This window comes from Arthrobacter sp. UYEF3, from assembly GCF_040546245.1.
Taxonomy (GTDB): domain Bacteria; phylum Actinomycetota; class Actinomycetes; order Actinomycetales; family Micrococcaceae; genus Arthrobacter.
In genome coordinates, this window is sequence record NZ_JBEPNK010000007.1 from 134,065 (window position 1) to 152,607 (window position 18,543).

16 protein-coding genes and 1 pseudogene are annotated in these 18,543 nt (G+C 64.6%); 12 read left to right on the forward strand and 5 right to left on the reverse strand.

What is annotated here, in order from left to right; translation table 11 throughout:
- Positions 1 to 21: 21 nt before the first annotated feature.
- The 5 genes from ABIB14_RS07430 to ABIB14_RS07450 all read left to right on the forward strand — a co-directional run bounded on the left by ABIB14_RS07430 (position 22) and on the right by ABIB14_RS07450 (position 8,466).
- Complete coding sequence (locus ABIB14_RS07430; RefSeq protein WP_354235239.1) at positions 22 to 1,524, forward strand: hypothetical protein; 1,503 nt, start codon at positions 22 to 24, stop codon at positions 1,522 to 1,524.
- A gap of 61 nt (positions 1,525 to 1,585) precedes the next feature.
- Complete coding sequence (locus ABIB14_RS07435) at positions 1,586 to 2,845, forward strand: phosphatidylserine decarboxylase family protein (RefSeq protein ID WP_354235240.1); 1,260 nt, start codon at positions 1,586 to 1,588, stop codon at positions 2,843 to 2,845.
- 435 nt (positions 2,846 to 3,280) lie between these two features.
- Positions 3,281 to 6,016 (forward strand): MGH1-like glycoside hydrolase domain-containing protein, encoded by a 2,736-nt coding sequence (locus ABIB14_RS07440; RefSeq protein WP_354235241.1) that lies wholly within the window; start codon positions 3,281 to 3,283, stop codon positions 6,014 to 6,016.
- Positions 6,017 to 6,109: 93 nt separating this feature from the next.
- Positions 6,110 to 6,877: a glucose 1-dehydrogenase gene (locus ABIB14_RS07445; protein WP_354235242.1), complete on the forward strand. Its 768-nt coding sequence runs from the start codon at positions 6,110 to 6,112 to the stop codon at positions 6,875 to 6,877.
- A complete protein-coding gene (locus ABIB14_RS07450; protein WP_354235243.1) occupies positions 6,874 to 8,466 on the forward strand; it encodes a GMC family oxidoreductase in 1,593 nt (530 codons plus the stop codon). The genes ABIB14_RS07445 and ABIB14_RS07450 overlap by 4 nt, the downstream gene beginning before the upstream one ends.
- 300 nt (positions 8,467 to 8,766) lie before the next feature.
- On the opposite strand, the gene ABIB14_RS07455 is transcribed toward ABIB14_RS07450, so the two are convergent.
- The gene (locus ABIB14_RS07455) at positions 8,767 to 9,423 is read right to left on the reverse strand and encodes a DUF1345 domain-containing protein (protein WP_354235244.1); all 657 of its coding nucleotides are present in this window, start codon (positions 9,421 to 9,423) and stop codon (positions 8,767 to 8,769) included.
- Between the two features lie 167 nt (positions 9,424 to 9,590).
- Here ABIB14_RS07455 and ABIB14_RS07460 point away from each other — a divergent pair, with 167 nt between their 5' ends.
- Positions 9,591 to 11,147 carry an LCP family protein gene (locus ABIB14_RS07460; protein WP_502909627.1) on the forward strand — a complete coding sequence of 519 codons (1,557 nt, stop codon included), beginning with the start codon at positions 9,591 to 9,593 and terminating at the stop codon, positions 11,145 to 11,147.
- Positions 11,148 to 11,458: 311 nt separating this feature from the next.
- Here ABIB14_RS07460 and ABIB14_RS07465 read toward each other — a convergent pair whose 3' ends face one another.
- The 3 genes from ABIB14_RS07465 to ABIB14_RS18750 all read right to left on the reverse strand — a co-directional run bounded on the left by ABIB14_RS07465 (position 11,459) and on the right by ABIB14_RS18750 (position 12,502).
- Complete coding sequence (locus ABIB14_RS07465; RefSeq protein ID WP_354235245.1) at positions 11,459 to 12,022, reverse strand: hypothetical protein; 564 nt, start codon at positions 12,020 to 12,022, stop codon at positions 11,459 to 11,461.
- A 118-nt stretch (positions 12,023 to 12,140) separates the two neighbouring features.
- A complete protein-coding gene (locus ABIB14_RS07470; protein ID WP_354235246.1) occupies positions 12,141 to 12,392 on the reverse strand; it encodes a Sec-independent protein translocase family protein in 252 nt (83 codons plus the stop codon).
- On the reverse strand, positions 12,341 to 12,502 hold the full coding sequence (locus ABIB14_RS18750) for a twin-arginine translocase TatA/TatE family subunit (RefSeq protein WP_502909628.1): 162 nt from the start codon (positions 12,500 to 12,502) through the stop codon (positions 12,341 to 12,343). Before ABIB14_RS18750 ends, ABIB14_RS07470 begins: the two co-directional genes overlap by 52 nt.
- A 56-nt stretch (positions 12,503 to 12,558) precedes the next feature.
- On the opposite strand from ABIB14_RS18750, the gene ABIB14_RS07475 reads away from it, so the two are divergent.
- Positions 12,559 to 12,696, forward strand: a complete 138-nt coding sequence (locus ABIB14_RS07475) for a hypothetical protein (protein WP_354235247.1) — start codon at positions 12,559 to 12,561, stop codon at positions 12,694 to 12,696.
- Here the strand turns inward: ABIB14_RS07475 and ftsW are convergent.
- Positions 12,693 to 14,021, reverse strand: coding sequence for a putative lipid II flippase FtsW (ftsW, locus tag ABIB14_RS07480; protein ID WP_354235248.1), 1,329 nt, complete (start codon positions 14,019 to 14,021; stop codon positions 12,693 to 12,695). The genes ABIB14_RS07475 and ftsW overlap by 4 nt on opposite strands.
- Positions 14,022 to 14,376: 355 nt before the next feature.
- Between ftsW and ABIB14_RS07485 the strand changes: the two genes are divergently transcribed.
- The 5 genes and pseudogenes from ABIB14_RS07485 to ABIB14_RS07505 form a co-directional block, all read left to right on the forward strand.
- Positions 14,377 to 15,780 carry an FtsW/RodA/SpoVE family cell cycle protein gene (locus tag ABIB14_RS07485; RefSeq protein WP_354235249.1) on the forward strand — a complete coding sequence of 468 codons (1,404 nt, stop codon included), beginning with the start codon at positions 14,377 to 14,379 and terminating at the stop codon, positions 15,778 to 15,780.
- A gap of 218 nt (positions 15,781 to 15,998) precedes the next feature.
- Positions 15,999 to 16,322: a hypothetical protein gene (locus ABIB14_RS07490; RefSeq protein WP_354235250.1), complete on the forward strand. Its 324-nt coding sequence runs from the start codon at positions 15,999 to 16,001 to the stop codon at positions 16,320 to 16,322.
- A gap of 237 nt (positions 16,323 to 16,559) precedes the next feature.
- Positions 16,560 to 16,961, forward strand: coding sequence for a GntR family transcriptional regulator (locus ABIB14_RS07495; RefSeq protein WP_354235251.1), 402 nt, complete (start codon positions 16,560 to 16,562; stop codon positions 16,959 to 16,961).
- The gene (locus tag ABIB14_RS07500; RefSeq protein WP_354235252.1) at positions 16,958 to 18,040 is read left to right on the forward strand and encodes a DUF1648 domain-containing protein; all 1,083 of its coding nucleotides are present in this window, start codon (positions 16,958 to 16,960) and stop codon (positions 18,038 to 18,040) included. Before ABIB14_RS07495 ends, ABIB14_RS07500 begins: the two co-directional genes overlap by 4 nt.
- A gap of 87 nt (positions 18,041 to 18,127) precedes the next feature.
- Positions 18,128 to 18,382, forward strand: a pseudogene (locus ABIB14_RS07505) (cation-translocating P-type ATPase); the annotation flags it as partial.
- Positions 18,383 to 18,543 lie beyond the last annotated feature (161 nt).

The window sequence follows — 18,543 nt, forward strand, 5'->3', positions numbered from 1 at the left end:
GATGCGGGACTGGAGCTACTAATGAGTGAGCGACTTCCAATTATTTATGTCCGGGGGTTCGCCGGTGGTCAGAATGCTATCGATGACGCCGTCGACGATCCGTTTTACGGCTTCAATGAAGGATCGACCCACATCCGGGTCGGCGCCGCAGGCCAGCCCCGGTTCTATCAGTTTGAGGGACCGATCCTGCGGCTAATGAAGGAGCACAACTACAATCTGGCCCTGGCCGGCAGCCAGCAGCAAGTCCTGCTCGACGCCGCTCCGGGTGAGCTCGCCCCGGATTCAATCTGGGTATACCGGTTCTATGATGCCGACTCCGGGACCTTCGGCGCCGACCCACAACCGTACGATATAGGCCACGCCGCGACAGGCTTGGCTGATTTCATTGCCTTGGTGCGCTCCAAAACACAGGGCGAGCCCCTGGTTTACCTGGTTGCCCATTCCATGGGTGGCCTGATCTGCAGAACTGCCTTGCAGCGCGAACTCAAAGATCCCGTCGGAACCGTATCGAAGTTGTGCACCATCGGCACTCCTCATGGGGGTATCGATCCGCAACTGGGAGGTCCTGTCGGCGGCTGGATCATGAACACGTTCGGACCCATGGGTTCTGCTGTCTTCACCCCCGGCCACATGCAGGAATACATGCTGCCGGCCGGTCATGACCCTGCCGGTGAGACTGATCCCCGGACGGGTCACTGGGACCCGCGGCGCATGATCGGTCCTTTCAAGCCCGCTCGCGTGCTGAGCATTGTGGGCACGAACGCAGGGGATTACGCCGTGGCGCGGGGCTTGTCCTCGACGCTGATGGGCATCCAAAGCGATGGTCTTGTCGCCATCCGCAACGCTTACGTCTACGGGTCCGCGCGTGCCTACGTACACCGCTCCCATTCCGGCCGTTACGGGCTGGTCAATTCCGAAGAGGCTTACCAGAATCTCAGCCGGTTTCTTCTCGGCGCCCTACGGGTGGACGTCGGTCTGCACGGGCTGGACTTCGGAAACCAGCCAGACCGCATCTGGCAGGCGGAAGTCTGTCTGGCCTTGCGCGGGGTCCCGGTGTTAATCCATGAACAGACAGCTGATCATTACTGTCCCGTGGATCTCAATGCCGAAGCGAAAGAACTCGCCACACCGTTGTCTCCGGTGCCGCTGGTGACGATCTTCCTGCAACCCCGGGAACAGCCCGTCTGCCGATACGCATTGGACCTGAAAGTCCTCTCACTCAAGGAAGCCGGCGGCATCCTGGGTTTCGCCGACCACCTCGAGCAGATCGGCGACTGGGAAGACACCCTGGTCGTGGATGTCGTGCTCAACGCTGAGGGTGCTGCGCGAACCGTTACCTGGCAATGGAACAGCACCCTCCCCGGACGCATCGCCGATCAGGCAGAACTAGCAAACCGGCTCGACTGGGGAACCGAAAACACCAGCGACAGCCAGTGGCATATAAGCATCCCGGTCACCGACGTCGGCCGGACCCTGCTCGGCAACGACACCCGCCTGGAACTCGACGTCAGCCAATGGGACTAGAACCAGTCCCCCGACCCTGTAAACCGCAACCGCCGTTCAGGAGGCGCGTAGGCTCGGCATTATGACCAATAACTCTTCATCCCGCCATGTCCTACGACTCGGTGGCTGGCTGCCCGAGAACCACGACGACCTCGAGGAATGGATCGCCGGCCACAGGGAACGGGTGGAGGCGCGGGGCGAAGATGTTCCCCTGCACCCGGTGATCGTGGAGTTCCAGGAACTGATTGCCCGCGATCCGGTCGTCCGCCTCTACATGACGGAGATGATCGAGCAGGTTCCGAAGTCCAAGCCCTACCGCAAACGGCACCTCACGAGCGTTAACCAGATGCTCAGGCTGATCAACGAGGTCCTGACGACGGCACCGGAGTTCAGCGTCAACGGCATGGTGACCACGCCGTTGACGGCGATCCTCGACTGGACCATGGGAACCGAGGCCGGGTTCGCGGCCCACCGCGACCCGCGGATCGTCGCCATGTTCCGCAAGGTTCTGGACGCCTGGTGCGTGTTCCTGACCAGCGAAGACTCGCTGTATGTGTTAAACGACTCGCCGTCCGGGTGGATGTCGGAGACGGCCCGGCAGATCGTCGGGATGGACGACTACCAACACGATTCCCTCGCCGAGCACTGGGGCTTCACGTCGTGGAACGATTTCTTCGCCCGCCGGCTCACCTCGACTTCCAGACCCGTCGCCGCACCCGAAGACGACAAGGTCATCGTCAGCGCCTGCGAATCGACGCCCTTCAAGATCAGTTCCGACGTTCAACGCCAGAGCCGGTTCTGGGTCAAGAACCAGCCCTACTCACTGGAGGACCTGCTCGCCCGAGACGAGTCGGTGGATCACTTTGTCGGCGGCACCGTGTACCAGGCGTTCCTGAGCGCGTTGAACTATCACCGCTGGCACGCTCCCGTCGCCGGAACGATCGTGCGGGCGTACCTCAAGGACGGCACGTACTTCTCCGAGGCGGAATCCGAGGGGGCCGACGCCGTCGAGCCGACCCTCTCGCAATCATATTTGGCCCATGTCGCGGCCCGGGCGATCATCCTGATCCAGGCCGACGACCCCGTGATCGGTCTCATGGCGGTGATCCCCGTGGGCATGATCGAGGTCTCGTCCTGCGTCATCGATCCGGAGATCGTCCCCGGCCACCACGTGAATAAGGGCGACGAGCTGGGTTACTTCCAGTTCGGCGGCTCCACGGAGTGCCTGGTCTTCCGGCCCGGCGTCATCGACCAGTTCGCCCTGACCGCTATCCCCCAACCGCAGGACCCGAAAGCACCTCCCGTGCGGGTCCGGTCCAAGCTTGCGACCGCTAAGCCCTGAGGACAACGGTGCGGCTTCCTGATCTGTCGTTGACACGGGACGCATGGTCTTCTGAACCCGCGGAGTCGGTGCCTGAGACACGTTTCCTACTTATTTCAGGCACCAAATGGCTGCCGGGCACATTTGCTTCAGGGCTTTCCGGGCCTATGCTGTGTAGCGCGCGATGCCGGCCGTCGTTCCGTCCTGCTTCAAGGAACAGGTGCCTGCAGGAAGATCAAGCACACTTCAGGCGGGCAATGGCCGCGTAAGCGAACTGTTCAGGCTCGGCCAGACCGCCCCAGCGGACACAGTGACCGCGTGCGGCGGATTCCCCTCCCCCTGACGGGTCATCGGGGAACAACCGTGGGGCCGCAGCCATGGTCCGAACAATCGGTTCTGCCGCAAAGTTGCCGTCCGCGTCCGGAGGTGTGTGGCCAGCCGTGGCAGACTACCGAAATGAGCGTTGAAGATGATCGACTCGCCGGCAGTCCCGGTGCTGGCAACCCCTGGCGTTTGTGGGGTCCGTACCTGTCTGGCCGGCAGTGGGGCACCGTCCGGGAGGATTATTCCGCTGACGGAGACGCCTGGAATTATTTTCCCTTTGATCAGTCCCATGCCCGGGCATATCGCTGGGGTGAGGACGGTCTGGGCGGCTTCTGTGACATTGACGGGTATCTGAACTTTTCCGTCGCTATGTGGAACGGGCGTGATGACCGGCTGAAGGAGCGGTTGTTTGGACTCACCAATGGCCAGGGCAACCATGGCGAGGACGTCAAGGAATATTGGTGGCCACTGGATGCCACTCCCTCGCATTCCTTTGGTGAGTGGCTTTACCGTTACCCGCAGCAGGCGTTTCCATACGAGCAACTGGTCCGCGAGAACGCGGGGCGGTCCCGTCAGGACCCGGAGTTCGAGCTCGCGGATACCGGGGTGCTGGCTGAGGAACGCTTCTTCGACGTCGTCGTCTGCCATGCCAAAGCTGCCCCGGATGATGTGCTCGTTACTATTACCGCGACCAACCACGGTCCGGAGGCTGCACCCCTGGACCTTCTGCCCCAGTTGTGGTTCACCAATACCTGGGCGTGGGGCCGGGATGGGCGCAAACCCGTTCTGAAACTCGCCGCAGACACTGGTTCCCCCAATGTCGGTCCGGTCCGGGTGGAGGCCGGGCATCACACGATGGGTGGGTATGTCCTGACAGGGGAAGCCGCGGCCGGTCCCGGCGGCCCGGTCGTGCCCAGGGTGCTGTTCTGCGATAACGAGACGGATGATGTGGCGCTCTTTGGTACGCAGTCGAATGCCTCCCCGTACCCGAAGGACGGGATCAACAAGGCTGTCGTCCACCGCGACGCCGGGGCGACCAACCCGGAGAACACCGGCACGAAAACTGCCCTCTGGTATCACTTTGATGCCGTGCCCGGCGGCGGTTCCGTTTCGGTGAAACTGCGCCTGCGCTCCGGATCGATGCCTGAGAACGCCTTTGGGCAGGAATTTGATGCACTCGTGGCCACCCGGCGCGAGGAAGCGGACGAGTTCTATGCCTCCGTGCTGCCCTCCGGCACGGACGCCGTCGACTCCCACATTGCGCGCCGCGCCTTCGCCGGACTGTTGTGGGGAAAGCAGTTGTACCGCTATGCGGTGGAGGAATGGCTAGAAGGGGACCCGGCCCAGCCGGTACCCCCGGTCGAGCGCCGGAACAGGCCCGGCGCAGCATCCCCGCGGAATGTTGCCTGGAGGGGCCTGGAACTGGCCCATGTCATCTCCATGCCCGACGAATGGGAATACCCGTGGTTCGCAGCCTGGGACCTGGCCTTCCATTGCGTCCCCCTGGCACATATTGACCCGGTGTTTGCCAAGGACCAGCTGATGTTGCTTTGCCGGGAATACGCCATGCATCCGAACGGCCAGCTCCCGGCGTATGAATGGGCGCTCGGGGACGTGAACCCGCCCGTCCAGGCCTGGGCCGCGTGGCAGGTTTATCAGCTCGACGGTCGCCGGGATTCGGACTTCCTGATCCGGATATTCACCAAACTGCTGCTGAATTTTTCCTGGTGGATCAACCGCAAGGACGCCGACGGCAACCACCTCTTTGAAGGAGGTTTTCTCGGGATGGACAACATCGGGCTCTTTGACCGGTCCGCGCCCCTGGCGCCGGGCTACCGGCTCGAGCAGTCGGACGCGACGAGCTGGATGGCGTTTTACTGCCTGGGCATGATGCGGATCGCGGTGGAACTGGCCCGGACAGATCCCGTGTGGGAAGAAATGGCCATCACGTTCCTGGACCGTTTCTACGCGATCGCCGAGGCCATGAAGAACTTCGGTAGTCAGAACGCCGAGCTCTGGGATGAGGAGGACGGGTTCTTCTACGACGTGCTGATACGTCCCGACGGGTCATTCGAACAACTCAGGATCCGGTCCATGGTGGGGCTGCTTCCGCTGCTGGCCGTCTGCGTGATCCCTGAACGCTCCCTCGCCGGCATGCCCGGCTTCCTCGAGAAACTTCACGTCCTCCAGGGGCACCTGGCCGGCGGCGATCCGGCCACAACCACGGCGGCCGGACCGGACGCCCCTGCCGGGAACACCGCAGGGCGCTGCGCCCGGTGCGCCCCGGACCCAGGGGCTCGGGCCCTTTCCCTCCTTGACGGGGAACGGACCGTCCGGCTCTTGCGGTTCATGCTCGATGAGGGAGAATTTCTCTCACCTCACGGGCTGCGAGCGCTCTCGGCTGCGTACAGGGTCCCGTTCAGCACCGAGGTCAATGGCCAGCAGATGAGCATCCGCTACAATCCAGAGGCGTCCGACTCGGCACTCTTCGGCGGGAATTCGAACTGGCGGGGTCCTGTCTGGTTCCCCATCAACGTGTTGCTGGCCGATGCCCTCAAAATCCTGGCCCAGGGTCCGGCGTCCGACGTCAAGGTGGAGTTCCCCACCGGATCATCGCAGCTGCTGCCGCTGTCCTCGGTCGCCGACTCCCTCCATGACCGCTTAGTGTCACTTTTCCGACCGGGCACAGATAACCGCAGGCCCGGCACCCCGCGCGATTTCGGTACGGGTCCTCTCTGGGACATCCACCCGACCTTCTCGGAGTACTTTCACGGTGACACCGGTGCCGGGCTCGGCGCGTCGCACCAGACCGGCTGGACCGCCATGGTCGCCCACCTCATTTGCGCCCGGCAGGACTGGGTAGGATAAGCCCTACGCCGCCCATACCCGGCGCACGCGCCCGGACCGGGACTCTGTAATGCGCCGGCCCCGGCCGGGGAATCAACAGGACGGAACACAGCCATGCTGCTGAAAGACAAGACAGTCATCGTGACGGGCGGCAACAGCGGAATTGGTGAGGCGATCGTACTCGCTGCCGCCGCTGCGGGTGCCAACATCGTCATCGACTATGTAGCGCACCCGGAGGAAACCGCGTCCCTGATCGCCCGCATCGAGGCAGCCGGCGGGAAAGCCGTCGGGCTGGAGGCTGACATCAGCACAGTCGCGGGTCTGCAGGCGCTGGTCCAGAAGGCCGTAGAGACCTTCGGGGGGCTCGACGTCCTGGTCAACAACGCGGGTATCGAAACCCGCACCTCCGTGCTGGAAACCTCCGAGGAGCAATACCAGAAGGTGTTGGACATTAATCTCAAGAGCGCGTTCTTCGGCACCCAGCTGGCGGCGAGGCAGTTCATCGCCCAGGGCACAGGTGGGGTGATTCTGAATATTTCCTCCGTACACGAGGACTGGCCGATGCCGGGCAACACCGCTTACTGTGTCGCAAAAGGCGGGATGCGGATGCTCACCCGCACGGCAGGTGTCGAACTGGGCCACCACGGCATCCGGGTCCTCAACCTCTGCCCCGGCGCGGTGGAGACCCCCATCAATGCCTCCACCATGGCCGATCCCGGGAAGCTCAAGTCCCTGGACGGCGCCATCCCGCTCGGGCGCATGGCGAAGCCGGAAGAGATCGCCCGCATGGCCGTTATGCTGGCCTCCGACACCGCCGCGTATCTGACATCGACGTCGGTGTTCATCGACGGCGGCATCATGCAGGGGAGCGTCGGGCTGTGAACGAGCCCTCCACTGACGCGGGGGACCGGTACGACGTCGTCGTCATCGGCAGCGGGCCGGGCGGCGGTACCCTGGCCGGCAGGCTCGCCAGGACCGGCAAGCGGATCCTGCTTCTGGAACGCGGGGACTACCTCAAACGCGAGCGGGCCAACTGGGACTCCCGCGAAGTGTTCGGAAAGGGCCGTTACACAGCAGCCGAGACGTTCTATGACCGGACCGGTAAACCGTTCCATCCCGGGCTGCACTACTTCGTGGGCGGCAACTCAAAGGTCTACGGCGCGGCACTCTTCCGGCTTACCCCGGCGGACTTCGGACAGATCCGCCACCACGGCGGTATTTCCCCGGCATGGCCGCTCAGTTACGCGGACATGGAACCGTACTATGTCCAGGCTGAACACCAGTACATGGTCCACGGGCGCCACGGCGAGGACCCCTTCGCCGGACCATCCAGCCGTGACTACGCGCACCCGCCCGTCAAACATGAACCACGGATTCAGGAACTCTCCGACGGGCTCGAACAACTCGGGCTCCACCCCTTCCACCTGCCCCTGGGCATCAATCTTGACCAGAACCCGGACGGCACGGCCGCCGTGGGGTCCGGGTGCATCCGCTGCGACCGGGTGGACGGCTTCCCCTGCCTCCTGGGGGCCAAAGCCGACGCGGAAACAGCTGCGGTGAGCCCCGCGCTGGCCGCCCACCCGAACCTGGTGCTGATCACCGGAGCTACCGTGGAACGCCTCACAACTGACGACGCCGGCCGCACCGTCACGGGGGTCCACGCCACCATGAAGGACGGAAGCACCCGCACCTTCGGCGGAGACATCGTGGTCCTCTCGGCCGGATCGATCCTCTCTTCGGTACTGCTGCTTCAGTCAGCCAGCGACCGCCACCCCCGCGGGCTGGGGAACAGCTCCGATGTCGTCGGCCGGCACTACATGCGGCACAACAACGTCGGGTTGATGGCCGTGTCCAGGGACCCCAACCCCACGGTGTTCCAGAAAACACTGGCCCTGAACGACTTTTACGGTCCCAGTGCCCACTGGGACTACCCGATGGGGAACATCCAGATGCTGGGAAAATCCGACGACTGGCAGATCAAAGCCGAAGCGCCGAGGCCGTTCGGGCTCGGGCCGTCCTCCGTCTTCGGGGCGGTCGCGTCGCACGCGATGGACTTCTGGCTGGCCGGGGAAGACCTTCCCTTGCCGGAGAGCCGGGTGACTCTGCGCGCCGACGGCTCCATCCAACTGGCGCTCCAGCCCGGGAACAATACCGAGGGCATCAAACGGCTGCGGAAAACGTTCGACGACGTTCTGAACAGACTCGATGCCCGCTCGACCACCTTTGCGCGCAGCATCTACCCGCACAAGGACATGGACGTAGCAGCCACCGCGCATCAGGCAGGAACCGTCCGATTTGGAACCGATCCGACAGAAGCAGCCCTGGATCTGGACTGCAGGGCATTCGACCTGGACAACCTCTACGTCGTCGACGGCAGTTTCATGCCTTCCATCGGCGCGGTGAACCCGACGTTGACCATTATCGCCAACGCCCTACGCGTCGCCGACCGTATCACCGAACGCATCCTCTAACCGGTGCCGCCGCCCAATAGGGCCACAACAACTTTAGCCGCGCGGGCATCGCTTCGTTCGGTCAGCGAAGCAGACTATGGGTCGCCTGGCTGTCACTGTTGGCGGGGAATGCGGTCTTTTCGCAGTTCAGAGTGGCGGCTGAAGGTGAAGGTATCCCCCAGGCCGAATGCTGGATGTAACTGCCCGGTTTGTCCAGCAACCGAGGGACTACGTCGACGGGCACGGCAACCTTGTTGTCATCGTCGGCCTAGCGACGCCGACGGGCTGGCCGTTTTGGTTTGAGGGAGCATCCAGAGCCGGCTAGTGGACGAGTCCGGAGACCAGGTTGATGACCGTGGCCAGGACGATGGCGCCCAGGACGTAGGACAGCAGTGCCTGACGGAGGGCGGTATATCGGATGGTGTCGGTTGTCAGGTTGGTATCCGAGACTTGGAAAGTCATGCCGATGGTGAAGGAGAGGTAGGCGAAGTCGGCGTAGCGGGGCGGCTTCTTTTCGTTAAAGTCCACCCCCTCGCTCTCCCGGTAATAGATTGTGGCATAGCGGAGGGTGAAGAGTGTCTGGACCAGAAGCCAGGACAGCGTGACGCTGCCCAGGGCCAGGGCAATGAGGGCCGCCTTCAGCCCGCCTTGGGCCGAACCTGCTTCCAGCAGGATCAGGACCACCCCGCCGAAACTCCCTGCCACGGCCGCCAGGATCAGAACGTCGGAGACGAGCCGTCCCGGATCCTCCCCGCGGGCCCGGGCATGGGCGGCCGTGCCCGTAGCGTCCAGGCGCCCGACCACCGACCATACCCAGATCAGGTAGGTCAACGACGCGGCCGCCCAGCCTAAGGCCGGGGCGTAGGCCCAGGAACCGATATTCCCGACTGCCAGCGCAACGGCCAGCCCTACTGCCGCCATCGCGGCCAGCCGCACGACCGACCGGTGGATGGGGGCACTGAATCTGGAAATACTCATGACCCGATCATGACATCCAGAGGTGGCGCAGCCTCCCCGCCCAGCGTGTCGCGCCTCCTCGTCATTTCGCCGCCCAGATCCGATCCCGCTGCACCAACCCGCGCCCCTCCGACGAGGTAAAAGCGTTTCAACCCCAGTGGCGGGGTTCCCAGCAAGAGTGAGTATCCTTGGCGGATCTAATTGTCCTGGGAGAGGTAGCCGCATTGCGTCACGATTTGCCGGGCCCGAAATCGGACGGGTCCTCGCCCGTCCCCTACCCGGGCCTTGGCACCCTGGTTGAGAGCAGCCGCGAGTACCGTACCCGGAGCCGGCCCCGTTGGCTGAAGATCACCGGTATCGCCGCCGCTGTGGTGCTGCTGGGTGTTCTCGCTTTCGGCGGTTACTGGTTCTGGCGCCTCCAGTCAAACATCACGACCTCCGCTTTGGGTGCCGGCGGCCTCCGGACCGAAGGGCCCGTGAACGACAGCAAAGACCGCCTGCAGATCCTCGTCCTGGGCAGTGATACAAGGAGCGGGAAGAACGGGCAGTACGGCAGCGCGGACGCTTCTTCAGGCTACGGGCAGTCCGATGTCATGATGCTGTTGGACATCGCCGCGGACAACAACCACGTCAACGTCATCAGTTTCCCGCGGGATCTCCTTGTCGACGTCCCGGCCTGCACGGATCACACAACAAACCAGCAACACGGCGAACGACGCAACGTGATGATCAACAGCGCCATGGCCGACACCGGCATCGGCTGCGCCGTGGACACCGTGAACAAACTCACCGGCATGGAAGTGGACCACTTCATGATGGCTGACTTTAACGCCGTGAAGGAACTCTCCAATACCGTCGGCGGCGTGGACGTCTGCGTCAACACTGCCGTCTCGGACCCCGATTCCGGGCTGCACCTGCCCAAGGGGACCTCCCAGGTCCAGGGCGACCAGGCCCTGGCTTTCCTGCGCACCCGCCACGCCTTCGCCGACGGCGGGGACCTGGGCCGGATCAAGGCCCAACAAGCGTTCCTGGCTTCCCTCACCCGAAAGCTGAAGGCCGACGGAACACTCAGCGACCCGCAGAAGGTCCTCAGCATTGCCGACACCATGACAAAGAACCTGACCGTCGATAACGGGCTCGCCTCGGTCCCGACGATGCTGACCCTCGCCGGCCGGCTCAAGAACATCGACCCGGCCAAAGTCAACTTCATCACCGTCCCGACCGCGCCGGCCGCCTCGGATCCCAACCGGCTGGACCTGGAAGAACCCGCAGCCACGGACCTCTTCGCCGCGTTGCGCCGCAGCGCCGACCTGACCCAGCCACCCGCCGCGGCGTCCCCCTCCGCAGATCCGTCCACGGCGGCCGCAAAACCACGCTATGACAAGGCACTCCAGCCCGTCACCGTCGCCAACGGCACTGGGGTGCCCGGCAGGAGCAGCGAAATCGGGGCGCTCGTAAGCGGCGCCGGGTTCACCAAACTTGCCCGGATCCAGGCACAGCCCCGATCACAAAGCATGGTTTATTACGGCCCGGGCTTCGCCGACGTCGCCGCCGACGTCGCCGCGCTGTTCGGGCTACCGCCAGCGAGCGTTCAGCAGGCAGCCGGCGTCCAGGGCGTCCAGTTCTACGCCGGTCAAGACTTCACCGCAGGCACAAAACCTGCACCCCCGGCTCAGGACACCGGCAGCGTGGTCGCCCAGACAGCCAACGACCAGACCTGTCAGACCACCAACCCGGGAGGCTAGGCGGGCTCCGCATTCTGGTCCCTGGTCCTGCCCCGCCGCCGGGCATGGAATCCGACGCTCCCGCACGTGCCACCGGCCGCGGCTACAGCCGTTAGCTTGGCGCCGCGGCCTCCCCAGTTGCCCCGGGTACGCGGCGCCCCGTCCCCGGAAGTACTGCGCCAGTGCCGCAGCGAATACGCCGCAGACGGCCCGGTCTTAGACCAGGGAGTGTCGGCACACGCTTGCGTTCAATAGGCGGAAAGGACTCCAACCGGGACGCTTGGGCCAGGTCTAAATGCCCCCGGGTGCCCGGAAGTGATGGCGCATGCGCCTTAGGAGACGGCATAGAGGGCAACCGCCAGGCCTATAGCCAGGAGGGCTTCCTGTAGACCGCGGGTCCTGGGAACGGGCGTCATGCCATTTCCGGCGGGTATAGCGAAGGTCGCCAGCAGCCACCCGGCACCGGCCACCACCAGGGCGATGGCACCTGTGAGATCGACGAGGATAACGCCAAGTTCACGGGCAGGGTGGTCCTGGCCTGCGCCCGGGGCCTGGGCCGCTGAAATCGCGGCCCAGGCCCCTACGGCCATAACGGCGGCCGAATACAGGGCCGCGGCGCGCCCCCTGTCCGTTGCCCGGAATATGTGCCAATCGTGGAAGGCCGCCTGGAACAGGAACCAGGTTCCCGCCAGCGCCAGGACCGGCACTGCAGGAACAACCCCAACCGGGCCCCAGAACCCGGCGAGAGCAGTCAACACCCCACCGGCCAGCCCGATCAGCACGTTGTTGAGCCGGGCCGCCCATGACCGCGCCTTAACTACCCTGACGGCGCTGAGAAGCACGAGCGGGGAAGCGATACTGATCAGAACGATGACGATAAACGCGCTGCGAAACATGAACGACGGGTCCTTTGGGATTTGCTGACGGAACGGCGGCGGCGATCGGGTCTCCGCCGATCTTATTAGAGGCAGGGAACGACGCCGCCCTGAAGGGTGCCGTTGGCGTCGGCGTAGATCACGTTGCTTCGGCATCGAACGGTGCCGCCTGCCCGGCCGCGAGGCGTTCGAACGGCCGGGGCACCGGGGTTGCGGCGGTCGCCGGTTTCGTCGCGGGAGTGCCGGGCTCCTGCCCGGCGGTGTCCTCGTTAAGCGCGTCCCGGATGATCCGGCGGGGGTCGTACTGCCGCGGGTCCAGTTTGTGCCAGTTCATGTCTTCTAAGTCCGGGCCGAGTTCTTCGCGAAGTTGTTCCTGGGCGCCGGCGGCCATCCTTCGGACTTCCTTTCGATCCGCCCGAGCTGCGCGGCGTACCCGGGAATCCGCTCTGGCCCCAGGACGATGACCCCGATAATGAGCAAAATGAAGAAATTTTTCAGCATCAATACCGAACATGATGTTAGTCGTACGGCCGGGATGCTTCGCAAAGACTCCAACCGTGCGCAGGCTTCTACACGAGGGGACCACGGGCGTCCCGGTCCGGGGAGTCCTGGCGGTGGCCATCGCCAGGGTACTGCGGGGCACGGGCGGTCACCGTGCGGCGGAACAGGCTGCCCAGGGCTCGCTGCCGGGCTAACGAGTCTTTGAGGGATGCCGCCGGCGGACCACGGGCCGGATCGCGCGGATGCGGTCCTGGACGTGCGGGCCACGGTCCGGCAGCCGCGGCGGAGGAGTCGGCGCGAGCGGCGTGGTCTTGCCCCGGGACGCCGGGGCGTCTTCGGGTTTTCGCCCGGTGCGGGTCACGGCGAGGATCATTCCGATGCCGGCGAGGGACGAGACCATCGCCGAGCCTCCGTAGGAGATGAAGGGCAGCGGGACTCCGATGACCGGCAGCAGCCCGCTGACCATGGCGATGTTGATCACGGCCTGTCCGATGATCCAGGTGACGATGCTGCAGGAAAGGACACGGGCGAACGTATCCCGGGTGCGTGCAATCACCTTGAAGATGGCAACAGCCAGCACAGCGAACAGGCCGAGGATCAGCAGCGTGCCGGCAAGGCCGAGTTCCTCCCCCAGCACCGCGAAGATGAAGTCGTTGTGGGCTTCCGGGATCCAGTTCCATTTCTGCCGGCTCTGCCCGAGCCCGACGCCGAACCAGCCCCCGGAGGCCAGCGCGTACTGGCCGTTCAGTGCCTGGTAGCCCAATCCCTGGGCATCTTCCGTGGAACCCGCACCGAGCCAGGAAGAGATCCGGCCCATGCGGTTGCCGCTGGTCGCTGCCAGGATCACCGCGGCCGCGGCCGACGCCGCCGCGGCGACTCCGAGGACTCTGATCGGAACACCGCCGTAGAACAGGGTCGCGGCGAGGATGATCATGACGATCATGGTCGTGCCCAGGTCATGGCCCAGGGCCACTAGGGCCATGATGACCGCGCCCACGGGCAGCAACGGGATGACCGCGTGCTTCCACTGGCCCAGTAGTTTCTGCTTCCGGGATAGGACGGAGGCGGCCCAGACGATGAGCGCGAGCTTGGCGAATTCGGAGGGCTGGGCTGTGAAACCTCCAACGTTCAGCCAGTTCCTGTTGCCGTTGACCGTCAGACCCAAAGGCGTAAATACCAGTCCGAGGGCAACGGTGGCGGCGATGAGCATGGGCCATGCCAGCTTTCGGATGTACCGGACCGGCAGCCGGGCCAGACCCAACATGATTGCCACCCCAGCGACGGTCCACATACCCTGCTTCAGGGGCAGGTCGTAAGGGTTGATCCCGGACGCGACGGACTCCACCGAGGAGGCCGAGGCGACCTCCACCAGACCGATGGCGGCCAGCGTCAGAACCACGGCCAGGATGACCGGCACCTGCCGGTCCGTGGATTCGTCCGCAAGCCATCTTCTAAAACGGCCCGGCGAACGACCCTGCAGGTTCCGGTGCGGCAGCGGCCTGTTGGTGGCGGTGGTCATCTCATTGCTCCGTGACTTCCGTTCGGCTTCGGTCCCCGCCAGGTCCGTCGCACGGACACCCGGCCCCCCAAAAAAACGATACGTCCCCTGCCCGGCCCCGTCGCGGACCCCCGGCGTTCCGAGCCCGTGTCGGACGAATACTCCGGCGCAGTCGCCCCGGCACCGAAGCAGGAATCCCTGTTACTCCCGCCCCCGGAGGGTGGCAGTCATCGCGGGCCGGTCCCGGGTAGAATGGCAACTGCCCCGGGCCTGCTGCCGTGATCCCACGACGATGTTGCGGACCCGTCACACAGCCTGCTCCGCCGCCGGGCCATCAGGCCCCGAGACGTGTTTCCCACCCGGAAAGAGGCCGTAGATGAGCCAGCAGATCGCCGTCGTGCGGCCGCGCCGGAACGTCGAGGCACTGCTGCTTGTCATCGCGCTGGGCATCGGGATCGGTGCCGGCGCCATGGTCAGTCTCGACAGGAACGAGCCCCTGGGATCCGGTTTCTGGTTCCAGGCGGGCACCCTGACCGGTCTGGCTATGGTCTTCCATGTGGTTTTGCGGGTCCGCGCCAGCTACGCGGATCCGGTGATCCTTCCGATCGTGGTGGCCCTGAACGGCATCGGCATCGCCATGATTCAGAGCCTTGATGCGGCCACCGGGACCGACGCCGGGGCCAACCAGCTTAGGTGGACGGCCGTGTCCGTCCTTTTCGCGTCCGCCGTCGTGTGGTTCCTGAAGGACCACCGCATGCTTCGCCGGTACACATTCATTTCCCTGGCCGTCAGTGCGTTGCTGCTGATCCTGCCGCTGGTCCCCGGCGTTTCCGCCGGAGACATTAACGGCGCCAACGTCTGGATCCGGCTGGGGTCTTTGCAGTTCCAGCCGGGCGAAATCGTCAAAATCACCCTCGCCGTCTTCTTCGCCGGATACCTATCCGTCAACCGGGACCTGATCCTGCTGGCGGGCAGGAAAATCGGCCCCCTGCAATTCCCCCGGGTCAAGGACATGGGTCCCATGGTGACCGCGTGGGCCGTCAGCGTCGGCGTCCTCATCTTCCAACACGACCTGGGGATGTCCATCCTCTTCTTCGGCCTGTTCATGGTCATGATCTACGTCGCCACCAGCCGGGCCAGTTGGCTGCTCCTCGGCGTGGTCCTCATGGCCGGCGGCGGATACGCAACCGCAAATATGTTCCCCCACGTCCGCCTGCGCATTGATGCCTGGGTCAACGCCTTCGACCCGCAGGTCTTCGCCCGGTTCCCCGGCGGAAGCGCCCAGATTGTTGAGGGATTGTTCGGGATGGCCGACGGCGGCCTCGTCGGCAACGGACTCGGTCTCGGGCGCCCGGAACTCGTTCCCTTCGCCAACAGCGACATGATCATCGCCTCCCTCGGCGAAGAACTGGGACTCATCGGGTTGTTCGCCATCGTGGCGCTCTACCTGCTGCTGTTCACCCGCGGGTTCCGGGCCGCCCTCGGAACCCGGGATCCCTTCGGAAAACTCCTCGCCTGCGGCCTGTCCTTCGCCATGGCACTGCAATGCTTCATCATCATGGGAGGGGTCACCCGACTCATCCCTCTCACCGGACTGACCACCCCGTTCCTCTCCGCAGGAGGCTCCTCCCTCCTGGCGAACTGGATCATCGTAGCCCTCCTGCTGCGCATCAGCGACGCCGCCCGCAGACCCGACGCAACCGGCCCGCTCCCGGCCGGCATCGACAAATCGGTGGCCGCGCCGGGGCACATGCCCGGAGGCCCGGAACAAGGCCATTGAGTGCGGTCAGGGAACGACAAACGCGGCCCGGGCCGCAGTAACCGACCGCCGGCCCTCCAGCGCTCCTGATCCGTACAACGCGGTCCACGTGCGGATTCAGGTAGTGCGAAATCCAAGGATAGCAATCTGGGCACCGGAAAATAGCACTCTTCCGGACCGGAGGTCTCGGAATTGGACGGGCACCGATCGGCGGGTGTCTGAATTGTCGGGGACTTTTTATGTTGTTGGCGTTTGCACACGCCGCCGTCGACGCAACGACGGCCAAGCCGCTGACGACGGCTCTGGAAATCGACGAGGCGAAAATCGCGACAGCCTTGACGGACATCCATACCGCAAAGCAGGCTAAACGCGCGGCCGCCCAGAAGACCAGGCTGGACAAGTCCGCGACGGATGGCGCGCTGACGCAGGCTGAAGCCGACACGGCTACGAAGGCCGTTATAAGGGGTGGCGGCGGTCGCTATCACCAGCCGCAGCACCCTCACTCCTGCGAGCTGATGAAAACTGACTCCCCGGGGTGTCGTCCCCACGGAGCCTTTCATTAAGCCGGGGCGACGGCGGTGACATAACAGCGCCATTCCTCCGCGCTGGCGCTTCCTGTCTGTCTTTGCACTGTCAGCGACGCCCCCAGTCCGGGCGGCCGGCGGGGGGCTGTGCGGAGGAAATCGTTGGCGGCCAAAGCCTAGGAAAGGAGGACACAGGCGGCGGCTGTTCTCGGCCAGGAGGTTTGGCGTTGCCACCGGTAGCTCTTTGTTCTATAACTTATAGAGTAAAGACGGGAGGTGGGCGTAGTGATCCTTAGCGTCGATCTGGCCAGTGCCGTGCCGATCTACCAGCAGCTTCGGGACCGGATCACGGAGGCGATCGCCGAGGGCGTGCTGGTCGAGGGCAGTTCGCTGCCGGCCACCAGGGCTCTTGCTGCGGACTTCGGGATCAACTTCCACACTGTGAACAAGGCCTACGACCTCCTGCGCCAGCAGGGCCTGATCCAGCTCAACCGCAAGACCGGAGCGGTAGTGATCGCTGCTTCAGCGGACCCGCCGTTCCGCTCGGAGTGGACCGCGAGGGCACGGACCCTGCTGGCCGAAGCCGTCGCCCAGGGAGTGCCGGCGGACGAGGTTCTCACAACCTGCGAGTCCGTACTCGATTCCTTTAATGCAACGCAGTCAGAGGACACGCCATGACCGCTACCATCTTCCTGACCTCCGGATTGTTGACCCTCGTGGTCGTCCTCGCCCTGGTGCTGCCCTCGATCAACAGCCCGACCGTACCCTTCGGGGTCCGGGTACCGGCCCGGCATGCGCATGACCCGGCGGTGCTCAGGCAGACCCGCATCTACCGGCGGAGGGTGCTCTCCGGAGGGATTGTTGTTACCGGGGCCGGCGCCGCCGTCTACGGCGTGACGGGCGAAACATTCCTGCTGCCGTTGTCTGTGCTCGTGCTCGTCGGCATCTGGTATGGCTGCTTCTTCGTGGCAAACAACGAGATCCGTGCCGCGAAGGCTGCCGAAAGATGGTTCGAGGGCGTGCACCAGGGCATTGCAGTCGACACCGGGCTGCGTACCGATCCACCGCGGTTTCCCTGGCTCTGGCTGGCCCCGGCCCTGATCATCACGATCATTACGGTGGTGATCGGCGTGATCAGCTATCCGTCGATGCCGGAGATACTCGCGGTGCACTCCGGCGCAAAGGGCGTCCCCGACCGGATGGCCGCCAAGTCAGTCGGCACTGCATTCTCTTTGGTGTTCGTACAGCTCGGCATGACCGCGCTGCTCGCAGGTATCGCGGCGGCCATCTACCGCAGCCGCCCCGACATCGACCCGGCGCACCCGGTCGGCTCCTCGCGCTGGTACCGCCAGTACATGTCCCTGGGCGTCAAAGCACTCCTCGGACTGGTTGCGATGATCGATCTGGGAATGCTCGGATCTTCGCTACTGATGTGGACCGGCACGGTCACGTCGTGGGCACCGCTGGTAGTAGCGCTCCCCATCCTCGCCGCCGTCGTTGCGGCCCTCGTCGTCCTGGCCCGGAACAACCGGGAGCACGACGTCGGCGAGAAGGACACCGGCCTGACCCACCGGGACGACGACAAGCACTGGCGCGGCGGCCTCTTCTACATCAACCGCGAAGACCCCACACTGATGGTCCCGCGCCGGTTCGGTCTCGGATGGACCCTCAACTTCGGCAACCCCTCGTCGGCGATGCTTCTGGCCGGCGTGCTCGCGCTGATCAGCCTGGTAATCATCCTGCGCTTTGACAGCTGACCCCACCACAGGTACATGAACTCGTCAGTTCGCCCGATGACCGGATATTGAACGGTCTTGGCCAAGGCCGTGTCACTGACAATCCTGCAGGTCCGTTCAGATGCAGCGCAGACCCTGTCCTATAAAGCTCAGGGCGTCGAATTGAAGATCATTTCCAGGGACGATCCCCGAACCGTTGCAGCGGTTGCCCGGGAGGTCGATGTGGCCACCGATGGCGGCTTCGACGCCCGGCAGCTGCCCGAAGAGCCCGGAGAGTTGGCTGATGTGGTGGAGCACCACACCGTGTTCGGACGGGCTACACCGGCCCAGAAGAAGGGCATGGTCCGGGCGCTGCAATGGCGAGCTTTCTGCCACTGATGCCGAACACCCGCCGCTACCAGGCCGGATTCCTGAAACGCTCACTGTCCATCGCCGTACCTGCAGGGCTCATCATCGCTCTCGCAGTCCTCGCCATCAACAGCCGTTCCCTGTTGGCCCGTCACGGAAGCGGCCCCGCCGAGCGG